Here is a 21,987-nt window from a genome sequence, read left to right on the forward strand (position 1 = left end):
GCAGCGGCGCCTCAAGACCCGCCACCACCCGGCACCTCCGTCCCGGCGTCCCGCCGGCCGGGAGACCGGGACCCCCGGCGTGCATTTATCTGACATGAGCATTACAAGTCTGGCCACTGGTGTCCGTCCCCGTGGCCCGGTCGGATCCTGCCGCCGGCTCCACCGCGAGAGAGCGAAGAGTGAACCGAAGTAGCCTGAGGCGTGCGCGGATACCCGTGACCGCCGCCATCACCCTGTCCCTGGCCGCCGGCGTCTCGACGTCGCAGGCCTTCTCGGCCCCGGCCCCGACGCCGCCCCCGAACGCGACGGCCGACCCGGCCGCCCGACCCCCCGGCGCCGAGGCGCCCAAACCCGAGGCAGTTCCGGAGAAGGACCGCTCCGCGACCCTCGGGAAGGACTACCGCGGGTCCAAGGACCGCGCGTGGACCACCTCCGGCGACGGCACGGGCTTCCACGTCCTGCTCGCCGACGAGAAGGACGGCTACAAGTGGCGCACCGCCGCCACGCTGGCCGAGCCCGGCTTCGACACCGACACCTGGATCGGCAACGCCTGCCTGACCCGGTCGGGCAACCACGCCGCCGTCGCGTACGCGCCGCGCACCTTCACCAACAAGCCGGAGCTCATGGCGCGCGGTGCCTTCACCGCCATCGTCGACCTGCAGACCGGTCAGGTGACCAAGCTGCCGCTGCAGGCCAGCCTCGGCTACTTCTCCCCGGGCTGCGGCACGGGCGACACGGCCGTCTTCTCGCAGTTCGCGGACGAGACGGCCCCGAAGAACGAGACGCGCCTCGTCAAGGTCGACGCCCCGACGGCCAAGTCGGACGTCCTGACCGTGCCCGGCCAGGTGACCTCGGCCATCCCGGTCAACGGCGAGATCGTCGCCGCGCAGGGACCGACGCTGGTCAAGGTGGCCAAGGACGCCAAGGTCCTGCCGATCAAGAAGACTTCGGCCGTCCCGTTCCAGCTGATGGCGGACGCCGAGGGCGGCGTCACCTACATCGACCGCGTCGAGCCCGGCGCGAAGAACGCCGCCAAGCCCGGCAGCAGCCTGCTCGCCCCCTCGGCGAAGGGCGGTCCCGCCGCGCCCGAGCCCACCGGCGCCGTCGCCCGGGTCACCGCGGACGACGTGACGAAGGCCGACGGCACGGCCGCGGGCACCCAGGTGGCCACCGGCCGGCTGGAGGCCTTCGACCTGGCCCGCACCCCGTCCGGCACCGTCTTCGTCACCGGTACGGCGACCACCACCGGCAACCTGCCGGGTGCGGTGAAGAACCCGGGCGGCATCGCCAAGGAGTCCTCGGTCTCCAGCGAGGGCCAGGCCTCGGTCATGACCCGCTGGGCCGACGGCAAGGACTCCCGTCTGCGTCCCGAGGACACGCTGAGCGCCCGCGCCGCGCGCACCTCGCTCAAGGCCCTGGACACGGGCAGGACCGTCGAGCTCGACGCCCTCCCGACCTCGGACCCGATCGGCGGCGAGAAGTCCCTCAAGGACGGCCAGGCCACCTCTCCGGCCCTGGAGAACGCCGCGGGCGGTTCGGCCCCGGCCGCGAAGCCGGCCGCGAAGAACGCCCCCTCCGCCGTCTCCTCGGCCGCGGCGGCGGCTCCGGCCAACGACACCGTCGACGCCGACCGGTACTGCTCCGTCCCGCGCAACGACCCCCGCAAGCAGGCCTTCCAGCCGACGCCGCGGCAGGTGGAGTGGGCGGTCAACCAGACCGTCATCGGCCAGCTCAACAAGGGCGCCAGCCGTCCGGCGAACTGGAAGAACACGGGCATGGCGGCGTACGCGCCGCAGTCCCTCTTCCCGCTCACGGTGCTGGACGGCGACCCCAACGGCGCTCCCGACCGCGGTGACGAGTGGCACGTGCCCTCGCAGGTGATGCTCGGCATCACCGCGCAGGAGTCCAACATGTGGCAGGCCACGCGCTACGCCGTCCCGGGTGTCACCGCCAACTCCCTGATCGGCAACTTCTACGGCGTCAAGTACGCCTCCAACGGCCAGCAGCAGGACCCCTGGGCCATCGACTGGGCGGACGCCGACTGCGGTTACGGCATCACCCAGGTGACCGACGGCATGCGCATGCACGGCAAGGAGAAGAAGGACGAGAAGCCCAAGACGGCCGTCCAGCAGGAGGCCGTCGCCCTGGACTACGCGGCCAACATCGCCTCCGGCGTGACCATCCTGATCGAGAAGTGGAACTCCACTCGCCGTGACGGGCTGGTCATCAACGACGGCCACCCGAAGTGGATCGAGAACTGGACGTACGCCCTCTGGGCCTACAACGCGGGCTACCACCCGAAGTCGACCGCGGGCGCCAACAGCGGCAAGTGGGGCGTGGGCTGGACCAACAACCCGGCGAACCCGCTGTGGAAGGCGAACCGGACCCCCTTCCTGGAGGACGCCAGCGGCGGGAACGCGTACTACCACGCCGCCAACCCGCAGCACTGGCCGTACCAGGAGAAGGTGATCGGCTGGGCGGCGCGCCCGATCGAGGCGATGACCAAGCCGGGCACCTTCGGCGCCGGCTACCGCGAGGCCTGGTGGCTCAACCCGGGCGAGCGCACCCGCGCGATGCCTCCGATCGGGCTGTTCTGCGACGCCTCCAACGACTGCGACAGGTCCAAGATCGGAGAGAACGACTCGAACAAGACCGGCCAGGGCGCCTGCCTGCTGCCGGGTGATCCGGACAGCAAGAACCCTCTGTACCTGAAGTGCTGGTACAACAAGCCGGCCACGTGGAAGAACTGCAAGGACGCCCAGTGCGGCACCCCGGTGCACCGGTTCAACGACACCTACCCTGAGCAGCCCGACGAGGCCTCGTACCCGCCGCGCTGCACCATCGGCCTGCCGGAGGGCACGCTCGTCGTCGACGACATGCCGAACGGTGCCTACCCGGCGGGCGGGGCGCGCAACTGCGCCAACGCCGAGTCCGCCGGATCGTTCCAGTTCACCTTCAGCGGCTCGGGCGGGGTCTACCCCAGCAAGATCGACACGCACCAGATCGGCGCGGGCTTCCGCAACCACTTCTGGTTCACGCACACGCGTGACAAGAACACCGCCGAGGGCACCAGGCTCGCCGCTTCCGGTACCTGGACGCTGAACAAGCCCAACCGCGGCTGGATGCGCGTCTGGGTCCACATCCCGGACCACGGCGCGCACACCCGTCAGGCCTCCTACCAGGTCAAGGGAACCGACTCCAGGAGCCCCGTGCGCGTACAGCCGCAGCGCGTACTGGAGAACAAGTGGGCGGACCTCGGCGTCTTCAACTTCACCGCCACGCCCCAGGTGGTCCTCGACAGTCACAGCATCGACGGCGACGGCAGCGAGGACATCGCATGGGACGCCGTCGGCTTCCAGCCGCTCGGCGCCAAGCCGGCGAACTTCGTGGTTGCCATGGGCGACTCGTACTCCTCCGGTGAAGGCGCCTCCGTCTCGGGCGGCGGCGACTACTACAAGGAGACGGACCTCCTCGGCAAGGACAAAAAGCTCCGCAACGCCTGCCACCGGTCCAAGCACGCGTGGTCGCGTCAGGCCACACTGCCGGGCCACTCCAAGTCGATCGGCGCCATGTCGGACGACCGTGACGGCAACATGGACTACCACCTGATCGCCTGCTCCGGTGCGCAGACCGAGAACATCCTCTCCAAGGACGACCGAATCGGTTCGGTCAAGGCCAAGAACGCCGAAGGCCAGTACGGCCAGCCCTCCTACGGCGAGCTCCCGCAGCTCGACAAGGGCTACCTCGACCAGAACACCACCCTGGTGACGATGTCGATCGGCGGAAACGACGCCCGCTTCACCGACGTGATCAAGGAGTGCATCTACAAGGCGGTCCTCCTCAACTGCCAGAGCGCGAGCCTGGACGGCGAGTCGGAGGATCTCAAGGTCACCGAACCCCGACTGATCAAGGAGAAGGTCCGGCCCTCCATCGTCACGACGCTCAAGGAGATCGCCGAGCGGGCGCCGAACGCCAAGATCGTGCTGATGGGCTACCCGCCCCTCCTCGAGGGCAGCGTCTGCATCCCGGGCATCAACGGAGACGAGCAGCCCTGGATCAACGAGATCGGCGCCCTGCTGGTCAAGGAGATGACGGGCGCCGCCGCGGATGCGCGGGCGGCGGGCGTCAAGGCCTGGTTCTCCGACCCCACGGACGACTTCAAGGGCCAGGCGATCTGTGGAAAGCCCGAGACCATCCACGGCATCGTGACGGACAAGACCCCGGGTGACGAGGACGCACCGACCTCCGCCCAATCCTTCCACCCGAAGATCGCCGGTGCTCGGCTGTACGCGAACTCCCTGCAGAGCACGCTCAACAGTCCGGAAATGAAGTAACAGCCTCCGGCTGAAGGGGCCCTGAGTATCCGTACTCAGGGCCCCCGCCCGTTCCTCTGAAAGGCTTCCCCCATGAACAAGGCCTTCGGTGTTCTCGGCTCCGCCCTCGCCGGCGCCCTCACAGGGTGGCTGGCGCTCGCCCTGTGGCAGTGGGCCGACGCCGAGGAGAAGCGCACCTGCGCGGACAGCCAGTCCGTCTGCATCACCTTCCATCCGCTGATCGGCATCCTCACATGGGTGGCCCTGGCCGCGGTCGTCCTCGCGGTCGTCCTGCCGCTGCTGGGGGTACGGCCCCGGAAGTCGGTGACGGCCGCCGCCCTCGCCCTGCAGGCGTACGCGCTGGCCATCATCGGCCCGCTCGCGCCGCACGACGTCCCCGACGCCGACGCGCCGAACCTGATCGCCCTGGCGCTGGGCCCGGCGCTCGTCGCCGTCTGCTCGGTGCCGGCCTGGCGACGCGCCGGACTGATCACCGTCGCCGTGCTGGTGGTGGCGGCGTTCATCGCCCTGGGCGTCGTCGACGACTTGTTCTAGACGTGCGGAAACACCGATGGGCCCCCGCTTCGCGCGGGGGCCCATCGGTGTTTCCGCAGGCCGCCGGGAGGGGTCAGCGGCCCGTGGCTCTGGGCCAGAAGGCGTCCAGCCATACGAGGGTGTCCCGCATGACGTAGTGGTCGGCGTTCGGGCGCAGCGCGGAGAGCAGGAAGGAGCGGGCGCCCTCGGAGGGGACCCCGAGGACGGTGAACCGCGGGTCCGGGGTTCCGTCCGGGGCGACGGGGTGGAACCGCGGGCTCAGGTCGAGGCCGCCCGGCTGGAAGACCTCGCCGTCCGCCGACTCGTTGCGCCACAGCCGGACCAGGCCCCGGTCGAGGAGGTTGCGGTAGAGCGGGAGGACGTCGAGCCGCGGGTCGAAGCCGTGCATGCGGGCCTCGACCAGGACGTCGACGGGCCGGGACAGGCCGGTGTGCGGGCCTTCGACCACGGTCTTCCCGCCGGCCTCGTCGACCCGGGTGCGCGCTCCCGGTCCGGCGCCGACGTCGAGCAGTCCGCAGTCGACCAGGGCGGCCATCTTGGCCATGATCTCGGCGGCGGCCCCGTTGGCCAGCCGGTTGTGGTGGCGTACGTAGGTCCCCAGGAAGTGGCGCTGGGAGGCGGGGGTCAGGCCCGCGTGGTCCACGGCGTACGAGATGACCTGGCGCAGGTCGCGCCAGACGCCGTCGGCGGCGGCCTTGTGGGGGTTCCTCAGGTTGCCCTGGCGGGCCCACAGCTGGTCCCGCGCCATGAACGCGGCGACCGACGCGCGGAACTCCTCGGGGGAGGGGGCGGGCGGGACCGGGGAGACGGCGCGGTGCCAGTCGAAGCGGTTGCCGTGGAGGTAGGTCTCCAGCCCCCATGCGGAGTCGAGGGGGTCGGTCACGGAGCCGGGCGGCACGGACCGGTCGACGCACCGGCGGACCTCGGCCTCGGCCGTGGGCCCGTACACGGTCCTCGTCCAGTGCAGCAGCACGTCACGGACCGGCCAGGACACGGTGGCCTGGGCCCCGAACAGTGAGCACTTGCCGCGCAGTACGCCCTCCAGCACGTCGGCGATCTCGTCCACGGCGCGTTCCAGCGGGGCGGTCAGGGCGCCGGGCCCGTCGGCGGGCGTGCCGGTCACGAAGGCCAGGTGGCCGGGGAGTGCGCGCTGGGTCAGCAGCAGGGCGACGGCCGGCCCGAAGAGGGTGACGTAGTGCAGGTGGGCCATCTCCAGGACGACCAGCGGCAGGAGGTCGCGCTCGAAGTCCAGCTGCCGGCGCCCCGTGCCGTCGCCGCCCGGGGGCCGGCCGACGTGGGCGCGCAGCTGGTCGACGGCCTCGCGCGTCAGGAAGGTGCCGGGGTGGTCGCCGCCGCCGTCGCTGGGCTTGTGGTTGTCGGGGCGGGCGAAGGTGAACAGGCCGGAGCCGCTGAACGCGACGACGGCCGCGGGCTCCCGGCCGGAGGGCCGGTAGACCAGGCGCGGTCCGTCCTGGTGGAAGGTGCCGCCGCGGCCCTCGGTGAGGTGCAGGATCGCGTCGATGGCGGTGAGGCCCATGCCGGCGCAGCCGACGACCGTGTCCGGTCCGCAGCTGCCCGCGCCGAGCTCCTCCTCCAGCGGGTACGGGTGCGGTACGTGGCGGGTCGCGCCGCCGGTGGCCGGGCGGTCCGCGGCGGAGCGCTCCGGGTCGTGGTACGAGTGGCCCGTCAGCAGGAGCACCTCGTCGGCGGTGCGGCGGTCGCCGTCGGCGGTGACGACCTCCAGCCGGTCGCCGGCGGCGGGGGCGATGTCCACGACCTCGGCGTGGTGCAGGTGGAGTTCGGCGCCGGGGTGGCGGCGCAGGTCCGCGGCGAAGGCGTCGAACATGTCGCGCAGGGCCAGTCCGTGGACGTAGCGCTTGGGCCAGTCCTCGGGGCCGAGGTCGAGGTCCGGGTCTGCCGTCTCCTCGAAGCGGCGGCGGCACCACTCGTGCAGGGTGGGCCGCTCGGCGGGCGGGCGCAGCGGTCCGGCGCCGGTCACCGTCTCGTCGGCGGCGAAGCCCACCTGGGCGCCGATGCGGTTGAGGTAGCTGGTGCGTGCCTGGTCGGGGGCGTGCGCGCGGCCCGCGCCGAACGCGCCGGTGCGTTCGTAGAGGTGGACCTCCAGGCGGTGCCCCTCCCCCAGCCGGTCGATCGTCGCCGACAGCCGCTCCAGGGCGTACGTGGCCCTGGGCCCGCCACCCACCACGGCGAGCCGGTAAGGCTCGGGCGTCGCCGCGGGTCGGCCGGATGCGTCAGCTCGGGGGGTGGTCACGGGCACCTCATTCAGGGGTCGGAGGAGATCTGCCGGGGCTGGGGGCCGTCGGTGGCGGGCCGTCAGCCGCGGGCCGTCAGGATCCGGGTGAGCGCGGCGAGGAAGCGGTCGATGTCCTGCTCCGTCATCTGCCCCATCGTGGAGAGCCGGAAGAAGTCCGCCGCCAGCTGTTCCTGGGCGCTGTAGATGACGAAGCCCTCCGCGCGCAGGCCGCCGTGCAGCTCGGCGTAGCGGCAGCCGGCCGGGATGCGGACGGCGGTCAGGGAGGCGGCGCGCTGCCCGGGCGGGAGCAGGATCTCCAGGCCGAGCGCCTCCAGGCCGTCGCGCAGCCGCCGGGCGAGGGCGGTGTAGCGGGCGTGGCGGGCCTCCCAGCCCTCGGCGAGGGCCAGGTCGAGGGCGGCGTCGAAGGCGTAGAAGCCGGGGATGGCCGGGGTGAAGGCGGGGGCCTGGGCCTTCTCCTGGGCGGCGTAGTGCCGGTGCAGGTCGAGGTAGTAGCCGCGGCGGGGGTGGCCGGCCAGGGCTTCGAAGGAGGTCCTGGCGGCGCTGACGAAGCCGAGGCCGGGGGCTCCTTCGAGGCACTTGTTGGCGGAGCCCGCCAGCCAGTCGACGCCGTCGGCGGCCAGGGAGATGCGTTCCGCGCCGATGCTGCTGACGGCGTCCACGACGACCTCGCGGCCGTGGGCGTGCGCGATCCGGGTCACGGCGGCGACGTCGTTGAGCATGCCGCTGCTGGTCTCGTGGTGGACCACGCCCACGTGGGTCAGTCCGGGGTCCGCGGCCAGGGCCCGGTCGACGGCGGCGAGGTCCACGGGTGTGGCCCAGCCCAGTTCGAGCCGGTGGGCGCGGATGCCGTGGGCGTCCGCGATGTGCCGGAACCGTTCGCCGTAGTGGCCGTTGTCGATGACCAGCAGGCCTCCGTCGTGGGGCACGGCCGAGCTGACGGCGGCCTCGACGGCGGCGGTGCCCGAGCCGGTGAGGACGACGGAGGTGTGCCGGTCGTCGCCGCCCGCGGCGAGGGTGGTCTTGTGCCGGACGCGGGTGAGGAGGTCGGAGAACTCCGGCTCGCGGTGGCACATGTCGGGTCCGGCGAGCGCCGTGCGCACCCGGTCGTCGGTGATGACGGGGCCGGGGTTCATCAGGACGAGGCGTTCCGGGCGCGGCGGCGTGCTGTCGTTCATCGGGCGATCGCTTCCTTGAATCGGGCCGCCGAGGCGGGCGGGGCGAGGGCCGGGCGGCCGAGGTTCGGGTCCGATCCGGAGGCGATGCGGACGCGGACCAGGTGGGCTCCCCCGTCCTGCTGTGCGCGCAGGACGGCGGCGCGCAGGGCGCCGGCGTCGCGGACGTCGTGGGTGGCCCGGTAGCCGCAGGCCGCGGCGATCGCCGCGAAGTCCACCCCGGCGGAGGCGGTGGGCTGCCCGCCGGTGGACTCGTAGGACTCGTTGTCCAGCAGGAGGTGGCACAGGTCGGTGTCGGCGTGGCGGCCGATGGTGGCCATGGCCTCCAGCCGCATCAGGGCCGCGCCGTCGCCGTCGAGTACGGCGACCCGGCGGTCGGGGGTGTGCAGGGCGACGCCGAGGGCCACGCTGGAGGCACAACCCATGGAGCCGACGACGTACAGGTTCTGCGGGCGGTCCCAGTCGTGTTCCAGTTCCCGGGCGGTCTTGCCGGTGGTGGCGACGAGCAGGGTGTCGGGGTCCATGGCGGAGACGATGTGGCCGATCGCCTCGGCCCGCTTCATCAGCTGCGAGCCGGCTGCCGGGACGGGGGCCGCGGCGGGGGCCTCGTAGGGGGCGACGGCCCCCTTGGGCACGATGAACGCGAAGGGCAGTCCGGTGGTGTCCATGTGCTCGGCGGCCACGTCGAGGCGCTCGGCGAGGAGCGCGGGGTCGTCTGGGAGCACCTCGTTGCGCACGCCCATGGACGTCAGCATGTCCTGGGTGATCCGGCCCATCAGCTCGTGCTGGGGCTCGTCGGGCCGGCCGGGACGGCCGCGCCAGGTGACGAGGAGCAGGACCGGCAGGCGCAGGGTGTGGCAGAGGGAGGTCAGCGGGTTGACGGTGTTGCCGAGGCCGGAGTTCTGGAGGATGACCACCGGGCGGCGTCCGGCGAGGACGGCGCCCGCGGCCAGGGCCACGGCCTCGCCCTCGTTGGCCGCGATGACGTACTCCTGCGGGTGCTCGGCCTCCAAGCAGGAGATGACCGGGCCGAGGAAGGAGCAGGGCACGCCGGTGAACGGGCCGTGCCCCTGCTGACGGAGCAGTTCGACCAGGGTGCGCGCCTGAAGGGGTCCGGTGCTCACTGTCCGCCCTCCCGGGTGGCGAACAGCTCGGTGGCGCGGGCGATGTCCTGCGCGGTCCGCAGTTCCAGCCAGCCGGAGCCGATCTCGACCGCGCCGACCCGGTGCCCGGCGGCGAGCAGGTCGGTGAGCAGGTCGGCCAGGGTGCCCTCGCTGCCGTCGGCGCGGCGCTTCTCGGCGACCTGGCGCAGTGCGGCGAAGCCCTGGGCGGAGAAGGCCGCGGCGCCGGCGAACTCGCCGTCCGCCTCGGTACCGGCGACGGCGAGGACCTCGCTGCCGGAGGCGCCGCCGAGCCGGCGGCCGCCGCGGACCGTGGAGTCGAGGGTCAGCGGCAGGGCGTCGGCGCGGCGCTCGGCGCCGGGTCCGCCGGACACGTCGACGAGCACGGCGATGTCGCCGCCCGCGGCGACGAGGCGGCGCAGCGGCTCGCCCTCGACGAAGACGTCGCCGGAGACCAGCACGGTGCCGCTCAGGGCGTCGTCGTCCAGGGCGAGTACGGCGCCGGTGGCGTCGGCCTGGGCGGGCAGGAGCGTGACGTCCTGCGGGGCCCGCGCGGCGTCGGCGTCCGCGGTGGCGGACACCGATTCGATGTCCGCCCGGCGCAGTGCGGCGCTCTGCTCGGCGAGCAGGCCGGCGGCGGGGGCGGTGGGCCGGCCGGGGACGACGACGGCCCGGGCGCGGCCGGCGTACGGGGTGATGAACTCGGCCTCGTGGCGCTTCTGGAGGGCCATGCCCTGGAGGTCGAACACGGTGGACAGGGGTGCGATCCGGTCCTCGATGCCGGTGGTGCGGTCGTCGCGCAGGATCGAGGCGAAGGTCTCGCTGACGGCGGCGATGCCCGCGCGCAGACCGTGGTTGGCGTAGATGACCATCTTGGCGCCGGCTTCGGCCAGTTCGGTGGCGGTGATGGTGTGGTAGGTGGTGGGGACGACGACCACGGGGGTGGGCAGGGTCCAGCGTTCGAGGAAGCGCAGGACCGGCTCCGGGGAGCTGCCCTTGGCGTGGATCAGTACGGCGTCGGCGCCGGCCGCCGCGTAGGCCTCGCCGCGGCGCAGTGCCTCGTCCATGCCCCAGCCCGCGATGAGGGCCTCGATGCGGGCGATGACCATGAGGTCCGGGGTGCTCTGGGCGGCCTTGGCGGCGCGCAGCTTGCCGCAGAACTCGGCGATGGGGGCCAGTTCCTGACGGCCCGGGATGAAGCTGTTGACCTTCGGGAAGCGCTTGTCCTCGATGGACACGCCGGCGATCCCGGCCGCCTCGTAGCGGCGGATCATGTTCATGACGTTGTGGGCGTTGCCGTAGCCGGCGTCGCAGTCGGCGACCACGGGAACGTCGACGGCGGCCGCCAACGAGGTGGCGGTGGCGAGGAGTTCGCTCATGGTCAGGATGTCGGTGTCGGGCACGCCCTGGGAGGCGGAGACCTCCAGGCCGCTCGACCAGACGCCGTCGAAGCCGGCCCGCTCGGCGAGGCGCGCCCCGAGCGGGTTGTGCGCGCCGATGATGCGTACGGTGCCCGGGCGGGCGAAGAGGTCGCGGAGCTGCCGGGCTCCGGTCGTCCTGTGGTCCCCGCGTGCCTCTGTCGTCCCAGTAGTCATGCCGATTCTCCTGTTGTCCGCATTCGTGCGTGAGGGGGCGCAGCATCATCGGGGCGGCCCACATAATGCAATTGCCGGTAATTCAAATTGGTCGGTCATACGGTGACGGCCGTGAATACCAGGCCGTCGGCCACCAGCCAGCGTCCGTCGAAATGCCGGACGGTACGGCCGGCCACCTCCGGGCCGTCGGCCAGGAGGCGTGCGTGGAACTCGCCGTCGGTGGTGGCCGGGCCGGGTTCCGGGTGGAACCGCAGTTCGGCCTGGGTGAAGTCGAGCCAGCGCCCGGTGAGCGGGAACCACGTCTTGTAGACGGACTCCTTGGCGCTGAAGAGGACCGTGTCCCAGTGCAGACCCGGCCTGGACCGGGCCAGCGTCCGGAGCCGGACGCGCTCGTGCGGGAGCGCCACCGCCTCCAGGACTCCCGGGGGCAGCGGGACGTGCGGTTCGGCGTCGATGCCGAGTCCCGTCAGATCGGCGGACCGGGCGGCGGCCGCCGCCCGGTAGCCGTCACAGTGGGTGATGGCGCCGGCCACGCCCGTGGGCCACAGCGGCTCTCCGGAGCCGCCCACGGCGACGGGCCCGGCGGGCACGCCCAGGCGGTCCAGTGCGCGGCGGGCGCAGAGCCGTCCGGTGGCGAAGGTCCGTCTGCGTCCTTCCGAGGCGCGCACCACGGCCGCCCGTTCCTCGGGGTGGAGGCGGGAGACGGCGCCGGGTGGGTCCGCGTACTCCGCCGAACTGGCCACGCACGCGGGCAGGATCCGCTCGATCACTTCGTGCGCCCCCCGCTCGCGTGCTCCGGGTCGGTGTGCTCCGAGTCGGCGTGCTCCGGGTCCGCGTGCTCCGCGCCCGCCCGGCCGGGGCCCGCGAAGAGGCCGGCCACCGCGCCGAGGGCGGCCACCGCCGCAGTGGCGAGCAGGGCGTGCTGCATGCCCTCCAGGAACACGGCCCGGGCGATGTCCGTGAGGGTGGAGCGCGCCGCGTCCACCGTCCCCGGATCGGGCGCGAGGCCCACGGCCACCGCGCGTACGGCCGCGTCCAGGGCGCCGGGGGCGATCTCGACGCCCTCCGCGGCGAGGCGGCCGGGCAGGGCGGAAGCGGCGTGGGCCGCGACGAGGGCGCCCGCGGTGGCGGTGCCCAGACTTCCGCCCACTTGCATGGCCGTCTGCTGCATGCCGCCGGCGACACCCGACAGTTCGACCGGTGCGCTGCTGATGACGAGCTTGGTGGCGCCGACCATGACCGGGCTGAAGCCGAGCCCGAGCAGGAAGAAGCACAGCGTCGTCTCCAGCGTCCCGGACTGCGCGTCGAGACGGGACAGGGCGCACATGGCCGCCGCGGTCACCAGCAGTCCGGCGACCACCGGGGCCCGGGGCCCGGACCTGCTGATCCACATCGCCGCGAACGGCGCGCCCACGATCATCAGCAGGGTCAGCCCCAGGACGCGGACGCCCGACTCGGCGGGGGTCAGCCCGAGCACGTTCTGCAGGTAGAAGATCAGGACGAACGGCGCGCCGAACATCACGAAGGACATGGCGAGCATGGCCAGGATTCCGACGGTGAAGCGGACCGACCGGAAGATGCGGGGTGGGACCAGCGGGTCGGCGGTGCGCCGCTCCCACCAGGTGAAGAAGGCACCGAGGAGCAGCGCCGCGGCCAGCAGCGCCAGAGTACGGGCGTCGGGGCGGCCCTGGTCGGCGACCGTGGCCAGGCCCCCGACGAACAGGCACAGCGCGGCGCCCAGGACGGCCATGCCGGCCAGGTCCGGGCGGCCGGGCGGCCGCTCGCCGCGCACGTCGCGCAGCACCGTGACGCCGAGGGCCAGGGCGACCGCGCCGAGCGGCACGTTCAGGTAGAACACCCAGCTCCAGGCGGCGTGTTCGACGAGCAGGCCGCCGACGACGGGGCCGGCCGCGGTGGACGCGGCGATGACGGCACTGCGCACGGCGATCGGCATGTTGAGCCGGTCGGCCGGGAAGGCGGTGCGCAGCAGGCCGAGGGTGGCGGGCTGCATCAGCGCGCCGAACACGCCCTGGAGGACGCGCAGTGCGATGACCCGGCCCAGGCTGTCGGAGGCGCCGATGGCCACCGAGGTGGCCGTGAAGCCGGCGGCGCCGATGAGGAAGACGGTGCGGTGGCCGTAGCGGTCGCCGAGCCTGCCGGCGGCGATGAGCAGGGCGGCGACGGCGAGCAGGTAGCCGTTCGTCACCCACTGGATGCCGGTCAGGCTCGCGTCCAGGTCGGCCTGCATGGCCGGCTGGGCGACGGTGACGATGGTGCCGTCGAGCGAGACCATCATGGCCCCGACCGACAGGGTCAGCAGGGTCAGCCAGGGGTGGCCCCGTACCCCGCGGCGCGGCGGGGAGGGCGGGCCGCCCTGCCCCTCCGCGGCCGCGGTGTGTCCGGTCGCCCCGCTCATGTCAGGAGCTCACCCGGCTGTCCCGCGGCCGCCGCGGCGGCCGTCCGGCCGGCGCCGTCGCGCTTGCCGGCGCCGTCACGGCGGCCGGAGCCGTCCTCGGCGGGCTTCCAGCCGGGCGGGCCGAAGACGTAGCCGAGCTTGTGGCGCAGCGTGCTCGCGCCGCGCACGTCGCGGAACATGTTGCCGAACTCGTGGACCTGGATCTTCCAGATGGAGAAGGTCTCGATCTGCTTGGTCAGGCCGTACGTGGGGCGCTGCACCTCGGGCTGGAAGGTCCCGAAGATCCGGTCCCAGAGGATGAGGATGCTGCCGAAGTTCTTGTCCAGGTATTCCGGGTCGTTGCCGTGGTGCACGCGGTGGTGCGAGGGCGTCACGAAGACGTACTCGAACCAGCGGGGCAGCTTTCCGATCTTCTCGGTGTGCGCGAAGAGCCCGTACACGAGGTGGGCCGAGTGCATCGTGAAGACCAGCGCGGGGTGCACGCCGAGCAGCGGGAGCGGCAGCCAGATCATCTTCTCGAACCACTGGGCCCACTTGCGGCGCAGCGCGGTCGAGAGGTTGAAGTACTGGCTGGAGTGGTGCACCTGGTGACCGGCCCAGATGAGCCGGATGCCGTGCGCGGCGCGGTGGTACCAGTAGAGGAGGAACTCCACGCCGAAGAAGAGGACGACCCATGTGGTCCAGGACGAGGACGACAGGTGCCAGGGCGCCACGTACTCGTACACGAGCAGGTAGAGCGCGAGCGCCACGGTCCGCAGCATGGTGGACGAGAACAGCGCGCCGAAGCCCGTGAGGATGCTCGCGCGGTGGTCGCGCAGGTCGTATCCGGGCCGCTCGTCGTGGTCGTCACCGAACTTGATCGCCAGCATCTCGATCACGATCAGCAACGCCATGGCGGGCAGGGCGTAGACCGCTGGATCGTGCAGCCGGTCTATGACCTTATCGAGCATCGCTCTCTCCTCGTTTCGACTTCCACAAAAGCCTAAACACGCTCCCTAAAAAGCCCCCTAAAGCCCGCCTTAACTTTTGCTTCACCAGGACGACGGCCCTGCGGGCAGAACTGTTTAGTGGCGTTTTAGCATCCCCCGGGTACGCTCGCCGTCGGCTTGGCAGGAAATCGCAATTTCCGGATCGTCGCCACTTTTTCGAGGAACTGGCCGCAAAATCCAGGAACGGGGTGCGAATGGGCGGGAACGGTCTCGCGGTCCGCATGGAGCGGCCCGCCCGCGGCGCCGGCCCGGTGCGCGTGCTCGCCCTGCACGGGCTGGCCGCGAGCGCGACCACCTGGACGGCCTTCGGTGAACACGCCGCGGACGAGGTGGAATTGTGGACGGCCGAGCTGCCGTGGGGAGTCGGCGGCCCGACCTCGTGGAGCCACCGCGGCGACCCCGCCGAGTGGATCTGCCGCGCCCTGGACGCGGTCCCCGGCGGGGCCGACGTCCTCGTCGCCCATTCCTTCTCCGCCGTCCTCGCCGTGGAGCACCTCGCCCGCGTCCCGCACGCCGGACGGCCCCGCGCCCTGGTGGCCGTGTCGCCCTTCCACCGACGCGACCCGGCCGACTTCCACTGGGACGACGCCGGCCACTACCTCGGCATCTTCCAGGAGGTGTTCGAGGAGGCGCTGGGCGTCGCCTCGGCGCGGCGGCTGTCACCGCAGACCCGTCGGGACATGGCCCTGCTCGTGCGCGACCGCGTCGGCCCGTACGGCTGGACGCGCTTTTGGGAGAGCTACCTGCGCAGCCCCTTCGTCGATGTCGGCGGCCTCGACCTGCCGGTGCTCGTCGTGGCCGGGGAGCAGGACCGCTTCGCGCCGCCGCGGGAGGCCGGGCTGCTGGCGGCCGCGCTGCCGCAGGGGCGGCTCGAACTGCTGCGGGGCTGCGGCCACTTCCCGATGACCGAGCGGCCCCGGCCGTTCGCCGACGCCGTCCGCCTGCTGATCGCCGGGTCGGCCGCGCAGCCTTCCGCGGCTCCCACGAGAGTGAGTTGACCCTTGCGCCCCTCTGCCACCCCCGACGTCTTCGTGACCGGAATCGGCGCCGTCAGCTGCCTCGGCGCCACCGCGGACGCGTTCTGGACCGGGCTGAAGGCCGCCGCCTCGCGGCCCACCCCCGTACCGGGTCTGACCGAGCACGTGCCCGACGTACTCGCCTACCAGGTGCCCGACGACGGGACCGGTACGGCGGACGCGCCCTCCGGCGCCCCGGGCCGTGCCGCGCGGTTCGCGCTGACCGCCGCCCGCGAGGCGATCGCCGACGCCGGCTTGGGCGCGCACGAGGTCTCGGAAGCCGCCGTGGTGATCGGTACGGCCGTCGGCGAGAGCGGCGGGCGCGAGGAAGGGCCGGGCGGCGAGGGCGCCGGGGACGGGGACTGGACGGCTCCGGCGGCGGGGTCCTGGGAGCCCATGTTCTCCGTCGCATCCACGGTCGGCGCCGAACTCGCCGCCTTCGGGCCGAACATCAGCGTCAGCAACGCCTGCGCCGCGAGCGGCTACGCGCTGTCCGTCGCCGTGGACCTGATCCGCCGCGGCGAGGCCGACACCGTGCTGCTCGGGGGTGCGGAGGGCATCTCCCGGGTGCCCCTGGCGAGCTTCAGCCGGCTGGGCGCGGCCGACCCCGAGACCTGCCGGCCCTTCGACGCCGGCCGCCGGGGGACCGTCTTCGGCGAGGGGGCCGCCGTGCTGGTCCTGCAGTCCGCCCGGGCCGCGGCGGGCCGGGCCGTCTACGGCCGGGTGCTGGGGACCGCGTGGAGCTGCGACGCCCACCACCCCACCGCGCCCGATCCCGGCGGCGAGCAGCTGGTAAGGGTGGCCCGCGCGGCCCTGGCGGAGGCCGGGCGCCGTCCCGGCGACATCGGGTGCGTCGTCCCGCACGGCACCGGCACCCGGCAGAACGACGTGGTCGAGTACCAGGTCCTGCGCGAACTCCTCGCCGACCGCGCCGCGCACACCCCGCTGTTCAGCCTGAAGGCCTTCATCGGGCACACCGCCGGCGCCGCCGCCGCCTTCGCCGCCGTGTCCGCGGCGCTGATGGTCCGGCACGGGGAGATCCCGGCGAACGTCGCGCTCGCGCAGCAGGACCCGGAGTGTCCCGTCTGGCTGCCACAGGACGGACCGACCGTGCTGCGGCAGCCGAACGTCCTGGTCAACGCCTACGCGTTCGGTGGGAGCAACTTCACGATGGTGTTCGGGGGCGGGGCGCGGTGACGGTACGTGTGGTGGTGGCAGAGTCCGTCGTCCACGGGGCGGGACTGGTCCTGCCGCCGGAGGGGACCGGCCCGGCGGAGCCCTGGTTCGACCACCGGGCGCGGCTCGGCCGCGGGTACAAGTACCTGCCGCCCGCCTGCCAGTACCTGCTCGCCGCGGCCCGGACGGCCCTGGAGGACTCCGGCCCGCAGGCGGACCCGCACACCGCGGCCCCGGAGCTGCGCGGAGCCGTCGTCGGCACCAACAGCGCCGTGGCGGCCCTGCACGCGGCCATCGACGAGACCGTCCGCCGCGAGGGGGCCTCCGCGCTGAGCCCGATGAGCGTGCCGTACTTCGCGGTGAACCTCGTCGCCGGCCGCCTGTCGGCCGAGCACCAGCTCAAGGGCTTCAACCTGACCGTGACCTCGCCGCGGGTGGCCGGCGTCGAGGCCCTGCACCTGGCCGCCCTCGAACTGGCCGCGGGACGCGCCGCCGTGACGCTGGCCGGGGCCGCCGAGGCCCCCGACCCGCGGGCGGGCGACGCCGAACCGGAGGCGGGCGCGGCGCTGTTCGTGCTGCGCCCGGGCGGAGTGCCCGTACCGGCCGGCGGGGCGGTCCTGCGGACCGTACTGCGCTTCGTCCCGCCGCCGGCCCTGGCCGCCGCGGAGGGCCGCCGCCGCGCCCGGGACTCCGTACGGCAGGCCCTGGACGCGCTGGGCGCGGGCGGGCCCGCACCGGACGAGGTCGAGCTGCTGGCCGACCCCTCGCCGGTCGGCGACGCCGTCGCCGACGCCCTGCGCTCCTGGTGCGCCGACCGCGCACCGGTGTCCACGCGCCGGTCCGGGGCGCGGGCCGGAGCCCTGGCCCCGGTGGTCCGGCTGGCCGCACGCCCCCTCCCGGCGGGCGCCGGCCGCCGGCTCGTCGTCACCGCCTCCCGCGCGGGCAACGTCGCGCTCGCCACGGCACACACCCCCGAACACACCGACTGAGAGGTACGCATGCTGACATCCCTCAAGGGCTCCTGGTGCCTGATCCTGGGCGCCTCCAGCGGCATGGGCCGGGCCACCGCCCTGGCCATGGCCAAGGAGGGCGCCAACATCTTCGGCGTCCACTTCGGCACAGCGGCCCAGCAGGAGGAGGCCGACGAGCTGGTGGCGGAGCTGCGCGCCACGGGCGTGCAGGTGTCCTTCCACAACTGCAACGCCGCCAGCAAGCAGACCCGCGCCGAACTGGTGCCGGTCCTCAAGGAGCTGGCCGGGCCCGGGGGCGTACGGGTGCTGCTGCACTCCCTCGCCTTCGGCAGCCTGCTGCCCTTCCTCCCGCAGGAGGGCCAGGAGGACGTCATCACCCCGCGCCAGATGGACATGACCGTCGACGTCATGGGCCACAGCCTCGTGTACTGGGTGCGCGACCTGTACGTCGCCGGCCTGCTGCCGGCCGGCGCCAAGGTGTTCGCGCTCACCAGCCGCGGCGACGGCCGGGTGATGCCCAGCTACGGCGCCGTGTCCGCCGCCAAGTCCGCCCTGGCCTCGCACGTGCGCCAGCTCGCCGTCGAACTGGCTCCCTCCGGCGTCTCGGTGAACGCCCTGCGCGCCGGCCTGACCCTCACCCCGGCGCTGCTGCGCATCCCCGGCAGCGAGGGCCTGGCCCGCTACGCCACGGAGTCGAACCCGCACGGCCGCCTGACGGTCCCCGAGGACGTCGCCGAGGCCGTCGTCATGCTCTCGGCCACCGACTCCTCGTGGATGACCGGCAACGTCATCGACGTCGACGGCGGCGAAGGCCTCGTCTGACCCCTCCCCCGCACCACCCGCACACCCATCCCAGGAGAAAACGATCATGCCCGAGCAGACCACCAGCGCCGCCGCCGTACTGGACACCGAGGACCTGCGCTCCACCATCGCGGAGATCCTGGACGTCGACCCCTCCGAGGTGACCGACACCGCCGACTTCAAGGAGGACCTCGACGTCGACTCCCTCCTGGCGCTGGAGATCCTCGTCACCCTGGAGCGCAAGTACCAGGTGAAGATGGAGGAGTCGAACCTCCAGCTGATGCGGTCCTTCGAGGTCGTCCACGACCTGCTGGCCGAGAAGCTCGCCGCCTGATGCCGCACGACACGCGCAGGGTCGCGGTCGTCACCGGCGGGTCGCGCGGCATCGGCCGGGCCGTCGTGGAGCGGTTCCTCTCCGACGGGTACGACGTCGGCTACTGCTACCGCTCCAGGCCCGCCGACGCCGACGCGGTCGAGCGCCTCGCCGCCGAGCACGGCGGCCGGGTCTTCGACGCGTCCGTGGACGTGACCGACGCCGACGCCGTACGCGGCTTCCTGGAGCGGACGCAGGAACGGCTCGGGCAGATCGACGCACTCGTCACCAGCGCGGGCATCGTCCACGACGGCCCGCTGGTGACGATGGGCCAGGACGCCTGGAACAGCGTCATCGACACCAACCTGACCGGCACCTACAACGTGTGCCGCGCCGCCGTCTTCGCCCTCATCAAGCAGGGCCGGGGAAGCATCGTCACCGTGTCGTCCGTGGCGGGCGTCCACGGCAGCGCCACGCAGACCAACTACGCGGCCTCCAAGGCCGGGATCATCGGCTTCACCAAGTCGCTGTCCAAGGAAGTGGCCCGCTTCGGCATCCGCGCCAACGTGGTGGCGCCCGGCCTGATCGCGACGGACATGACCGACGGCATGACGGCGAAGGCGCGCGACGGCGTCATCGCCACGATCCCGCTCCGCCGGATCGGCACCGCAGGGGAGGTGGCCGACACCGTGGCGTTCCTCGCGTCGGACCGCGCCGCCTACATCACGGGACAGGTGATCCGGGTCGATGGCGGCATCAGCAACTGAGGGAGCGCGGTGATGGCAGCGATGGCAGCGCAGACGGGACCCGCGCGGGTCGTCGTGACCGGGCTCGGCGTGCTCACGCCGATCGGCACGACCGTGGCGGGCTTCTGGGACGCCGCGGTCCGCGGAGTTGTGGGCACGGGCCCGCTGACCCGTCCCGACGCGGCCGACTTCCCGGCCGCGCTGGCCGGCGAGGTGCCCGGCTTCGACGTGCCGCGGGCCGGCGGTGAGCGCAGCCTGGCGCTCGCCAGGGCCGCGGCCGCCGCGGCGGCGGCCGACGCGGGGATCCCCCGGTGGACCGGCGACCCGTACCGGGCCGGCGTGTGCCTGGGCACGCTCCTCGGCAGCCGCGCCGGGCTCGAACCGGCCGTGACAGGCTTCCACCGCGGCGCGGACTCCCACGGGGCGCCGTACCCGGGGCCGCGGCCGGCGCCGGACCTCACGGACGCGGTGGCCCGCGAACTGGGCTTCCTCGGACCGGGCCTGGCCGTCGCCACGGCCTGCGCCTCGGGCAACAGCGCGCTCGCCCACGCCGCCGACACCATCCGGGCGGGCCGCGCCGACGTGATGATCGCCGGCGGGGTCGACGAACTGTCCAGCGGCATCATGATGATGTTCTCCAGCCTGCGCTCACTGGCCCCCGACTTCCTGCGGCCCTTCGACCGCGACCGCGCGGGGCTCATCGTCTCGGAGGGGGCGGCCGCGCTGGTCCTGGAGTCCTACGAGCACGCCCGCCGGCGCGGCGCGCACGTCCACGCCGAACTGGCGGGCTGGGCCTCGGCGTCGGACGCCCACCACATGACGGCCCCGCACCCGCAGGGCAGCGGCGCCCGCCGCTCCATGCTGCGGGCCCTGAAGTCCGCCGGGATCTCCCCCGACCGCGTCGACCACGTCAGCGCCCACGGCACCGGCACCCCCTCCAACGACCGCGTCGAGGCACAGGCCCTGCGGGACGTCTTCGGGGCCCGCACACCCGCCGTGACCTCGCTGAAGGGAGCCCTCGGGCACACCCAGGGCGCGGCCAGCGCCATCGAGGCCGTGGCGTGCGTCCTGGCGCTGCGCGACGGGGTGGTCCCGCCCACGGCCAACCTGGTCGACCTGGACCCGGAGTGCGACGTCGACGTCGTGCGCGGCCAGGCGCGCGAGACGCCGGTGCGGGTCGCCGTCAACAACGCCTTCGGCTTCGGGGGCAACACCGCATGCACCGTCTTCACCCGCCCGAGCACAGCAGGGAGCGCACGATGAGCCCCACGGCCGCCGTCACCGGCATCGCCCTGGCCAGTCCGCTCGGCGGCAGCCTCGACGCGACCTGGGAGGCGCTGCTGGCCGGACGGACCGGCTTCACACGGGCCACCGCCGCCGACGGCCTGTACCCGGGCGTGGTGAAGGCCACGGCCGGCGCGCTCGCCGACGACCTGCCCGACGTACCGGCCTTCGGCCGCAAGCGGCTGCGCGCGCTCAGCCGCGAGTCCCTGCTGGTCTCCCGGGTCGGGATGCTCGCCTGGCAGGACGCCGGATTCGGACCGGGGACGGCCCCGGACCCGGAGGAGACCGCCGTGGTCCTGGGCACCGCCGGCGGCGGTCTGACGGGCTACCTCCAGGTGATGCGCGACGGACTGACCCTCGGCCCGGAGCTGGTCAGCCCGTACGCCGGCCCGCAGGGCAGCCTGAACGCCGCGGCCTCGGACCTGTCCATCGCCGCCGGCGCGCAGGGCAGCATCGTCACCGTCACGGCCGGCCGCTGCTCCGGAGCGCACGCGCTGACCGTCGCCGCCGACTACGTCCGTACGGGCCAGGCGGAGGCCGTGCTCGTGGCGGCCGTGGACGTGCTGGACCCGCTGCGGCTGGCCGCGGGTGAACGGGCGGGCAGACCGGGGCCGTTCGGCGCGGCCCGGGCCGGCGCCCCGCCCGGCGAGGCGGCCGTCGTGCTCGTCGTCGAGGACGCCGCACGGGCGCGGGCCCGGGGTGCCCGGGTGCACGCCGAGATCGCGGGCGTGAGCGCCCTGCGGGGCGGCGCCGACGGCGCGAGCGCCGCCGCTCCCGCCGTCGCGGCGGCCCTGGCCGAGGCCGGCGTCCCGGCCGGGGACCTCTCCCTCGTCTGCTCCTCCGCCGCCGGCGACCCGCACACCGACCGCGCCGAGGCCTTCGCCGTGCACGGCGCCGTCGGATCCGGCACCCCCGTCCACAGCCCCTTCGGCGCCCTCGGGGACTGCGCGGGCGCCACCGCCCTGCTCCAGGTCGCGCTGTCCGCGCGGGCCCTGGCCGACCGGTGCGCCCCGCCCACCGCGGGCCGGGGCGCCCCGGATCCGGAGCTGCCCGCCGTCGCCACCGCGGACGGCCCGCGGGCCCTGGCGGGCGGACCCGCTCTGGTCCTGACGACCGACGAGCACGGCCAGGCCTCGGCCGTGGTGCTGCGCACCCCGTAGGCCGTGTCCCGCCGGTCGGGCCGCCGCCCGCCCGGCGCGCGTACCAGAACCCATGAACGAACCAGGGAGAACCGGAGCTCCGGC

General features: G+C 73.6%; 17 protein-coding genes. 10 read left to right on the forward strand and 7 right to left on the reverse strand.

What is annotated here, in order from left to right; all coding sequences use genetic code 11:
• Positions 1-215 precede the first annotated feature (215 nt).
• A complete protein-coding gene (locus AB0F82_RS10625) occupies positions 216-4,334 on the forward strand; it encodes a NocE (RefSeq protein WP_362625589.1) in 4,119 nt (1,372 codons plus the stop codon).
• A gap of 72 nt (positions 4,335-4,406) precedes the next feature.
• Positions 4,407-4,868, forward strand: a complete 462-nt coding sequence (locus AB0F82_RS10630; RefSeq protein WP_362625591.1) for a hypothetical protein — start codon at positions 4,407-4,409, stop codon at positions 4,866-4,868.
• Positions 4,869-4,941: 73 nt separating this feature from the next.
• Here the strand turns inward: AB0F82_RS10630 and AB0F82_RS10635 are convergent, their stop codons facing one another.
• From AB0F82_RS10635 to AB0F82_RS10665, 7 genes are all read right to left on the reverse strand, one after another.
• Complete coding sequence (locus tag AB0F82_RS10635) at positions 4,942-7,140, reverse strand: FAD/NAD(P)-binding protein (protein WP_362625593.1); 2,199 nt, start codon at positions 7,138-7,140, stop codon at positions 4,942-4,944.
• A 62-nt stretch (positions 7,141-7,202) separates the two neighbouring features.
• Complete coding sequence (locus tag AB0F82_RS10640) at positions 7,203-8,318, reverse strand: 2-aminoethylphosphonate aminotransferase (RefSeq protein ID WP_362625595.1); 1,116 nt, start codon at positions 8,316-8,318, stop codon at positions 7,203-7,205.
• Complete coding sequence (gene aepY, locus AB0F82_RS10645; RefSeq protein ID WP_362625597.1) at positions 8,315-9,439, reverse strand: phosphonopyruvate decarboxylase; 1,125 nt, start codon at positions 9,437-9,439, stop codon at positions 8,315-8,317. The genes AB0F82_RS10640 and aepY overlap by 4 nt, the downstream gene beginning before the upstream one ends.
• Positions 9,436-11,031 (reverse strand): isocitrate lyase/phosphoenolpyruvate mutase family protein, encoded by a 1,596-nt coding sequence (locus AB0F82_RS10650; RefSeq protein WP_362625598.1) that lies wholly within the window; start codon positions 11,029-11,031, stop codon positions 9,436-9,438. Before AB0F82_RS10650 ends, aepY begins: the two co-directional genes overlap by 4 nt.
• A gap of 95 nt (positions 11,032-11,126) precedes the next feature.
• The gene (locus AB0F82_RS10655; RefSeq protein ID WP_356811817.1) at positions 11,127-11,801 is read right to left on the reverse strand and encodes a 4'-phosphopantetheinyl transferase family protein; all 675 of its coding nucleotides are present in this window, start codon (positions 11,799-11,801) and stop codon (positions 11,127-11,129) included.
• A complete protein-coding gene (locus AB0F82_RS10660) occupies positions 11,798-13,447 on the reverse strand; it encodes an MFS transporter (RefSeq protein WP_362625600.1) in 1,650 nt (549 codons plus the stop codon). Before AB0F82_RS10660 ends, AB0F82_RS10655 begins: the two co-directional genes overlap by 4 nt.
• On the reverse strand, positions 13,444-14,397 hold the full coding sequence (locus tag AB0F82_RS10665; protein WP_362625602.1) for a sterol desaturase family protein: 954 nt from the start codon (positions 14,395-14,397) through the stop codon (positions 13,444-13,446). Before AB0F82_RS10665 ends, AB0F82_RS10660 begins: the two co-directional genes overlap by 4 nt.
• Positions 14,398-14,630: 233 nt before the next feature.
• Between AB0F82_RS10665 and AB0F82_RS10670 the strand changes: the two genes are divergently transcribed.
• Genes AB0F82_RS10670 through AB0F82_RS10705 form a run of 8 tightly spaced genes read left to right on the forward strand, consistent with a single transcriptional unit; the run spans position 14,631 to position 21,903 of the window.
• Positions 14,631-15,434 (forward strand): alpha/beta fold hydrolase, encoded by an 804-nt coding sequence (locus AB0F82_RS10670; RefSeq protein ID WP_362625604.1) that lies wholly within the window; start codon positions 14,631-14,633, stop codon positions 15,432-15,434.
• Positions 15,435-15,437: 3 nt separating this feature from the next.
• Entirely contained in the window at positions 15,438-16,649 is a 1,212-nt protein-coding gene (locus AB0F82_RS10675; RefSeq protein WP_362625606.1) for a beta-ketoacyl-[acyl-carrier-protein] synthase family protein, read from the forward strand.
• Positions 16,650-16,660: 11 nt separating this feature from the next.
• A complete protein-coding gene (locus AB0F82_RS10680; protein WP_362625608.1) occupies positions 16,661-17,617 on the forward strand; it encodes a beta-ketoacyl synthase N-terminal-like domain-containing protein in 957 nt (318 codons plus the stop codon).
• Positions 17,618-17,626: 9 nt separating this feature from the next.
• Positions 17,627-18,421 carry an SDR family oxidoreductase gene (locus AB0F82_RS10685; RefSeq protein ID WP_356815915.1) on the forward strand — a complete coding sequence of 265 codons (795 nt, stop codon included), beginning with the start codon at positions 17,627-17,629 and terminating at the stop codon, positions 18,419-18,421.
• Between the two features lie 46 nt (positions 18,422-18,467).
• Positions 18,468-18,734, forward strand: a complete 267-nt coding sequence (locus AB0F82_RS10690; protein WP_362625610.1) for an acyl carrier protein — start codon at positions 18,468-18,470, stop codon at positions 18,732-18,734.
• The gene (fabG, locus tag AB0F82_RS10695) at positions 18,734-19,480 is read left to right on the forward strand and encodes a 3-oxoacyl-ACP reductase FabG (protein ID WP_356815916.1); all 747 of its coding nucleotides are present in this window, start codon (positions 18,734-18,736) and stop codon (positions 19,478-19,480) included. The genes AB0F82_RS10690 and fabG overlap by 1 nt, the downstream gene beginning before the upstream one ends.
• Positions 19,481-19,492: 12 nt before the next feature.
• Entirely contained in the window at positions 19,493-20,722 is a 1,230-nt protein-coding gene (locus AB0F82_RS10700) for a beta-ketoacyl-[acyl-carrier-protein] synthase family protein (protein ID WP_362625612.1), read from the forward strand.
• Positions 20,719-21,903 carry a beta-ketoacyl synthase N-terminal-like domain-containing protein gene (locus AB0F82_RS10705; protein ID WP_362625614.1) on the forward strand — a complete coding sequence of 395 codons (1,185 nt, stop codon included), beginning with the start codon at positions 20,719-20,721 and terminating at the stop codon, positions 21,901-21,903. Before AB0F82_RS10700 ends, AB0F82_RS10705 begins: the two co-directional genes overlap by 4 nt.
• Positions 21,904-21,987: the final 84 nt, after the last annotated feature.

Source organism: Streptomyces virginiae (assembly GCF_040638905.1).
GTDB lineage: Bacteria > Actinomycetota > Actinomycetes > Streptomycetales > Streptomycetaceae > Streptomyces > Streptomyces virginiae_B.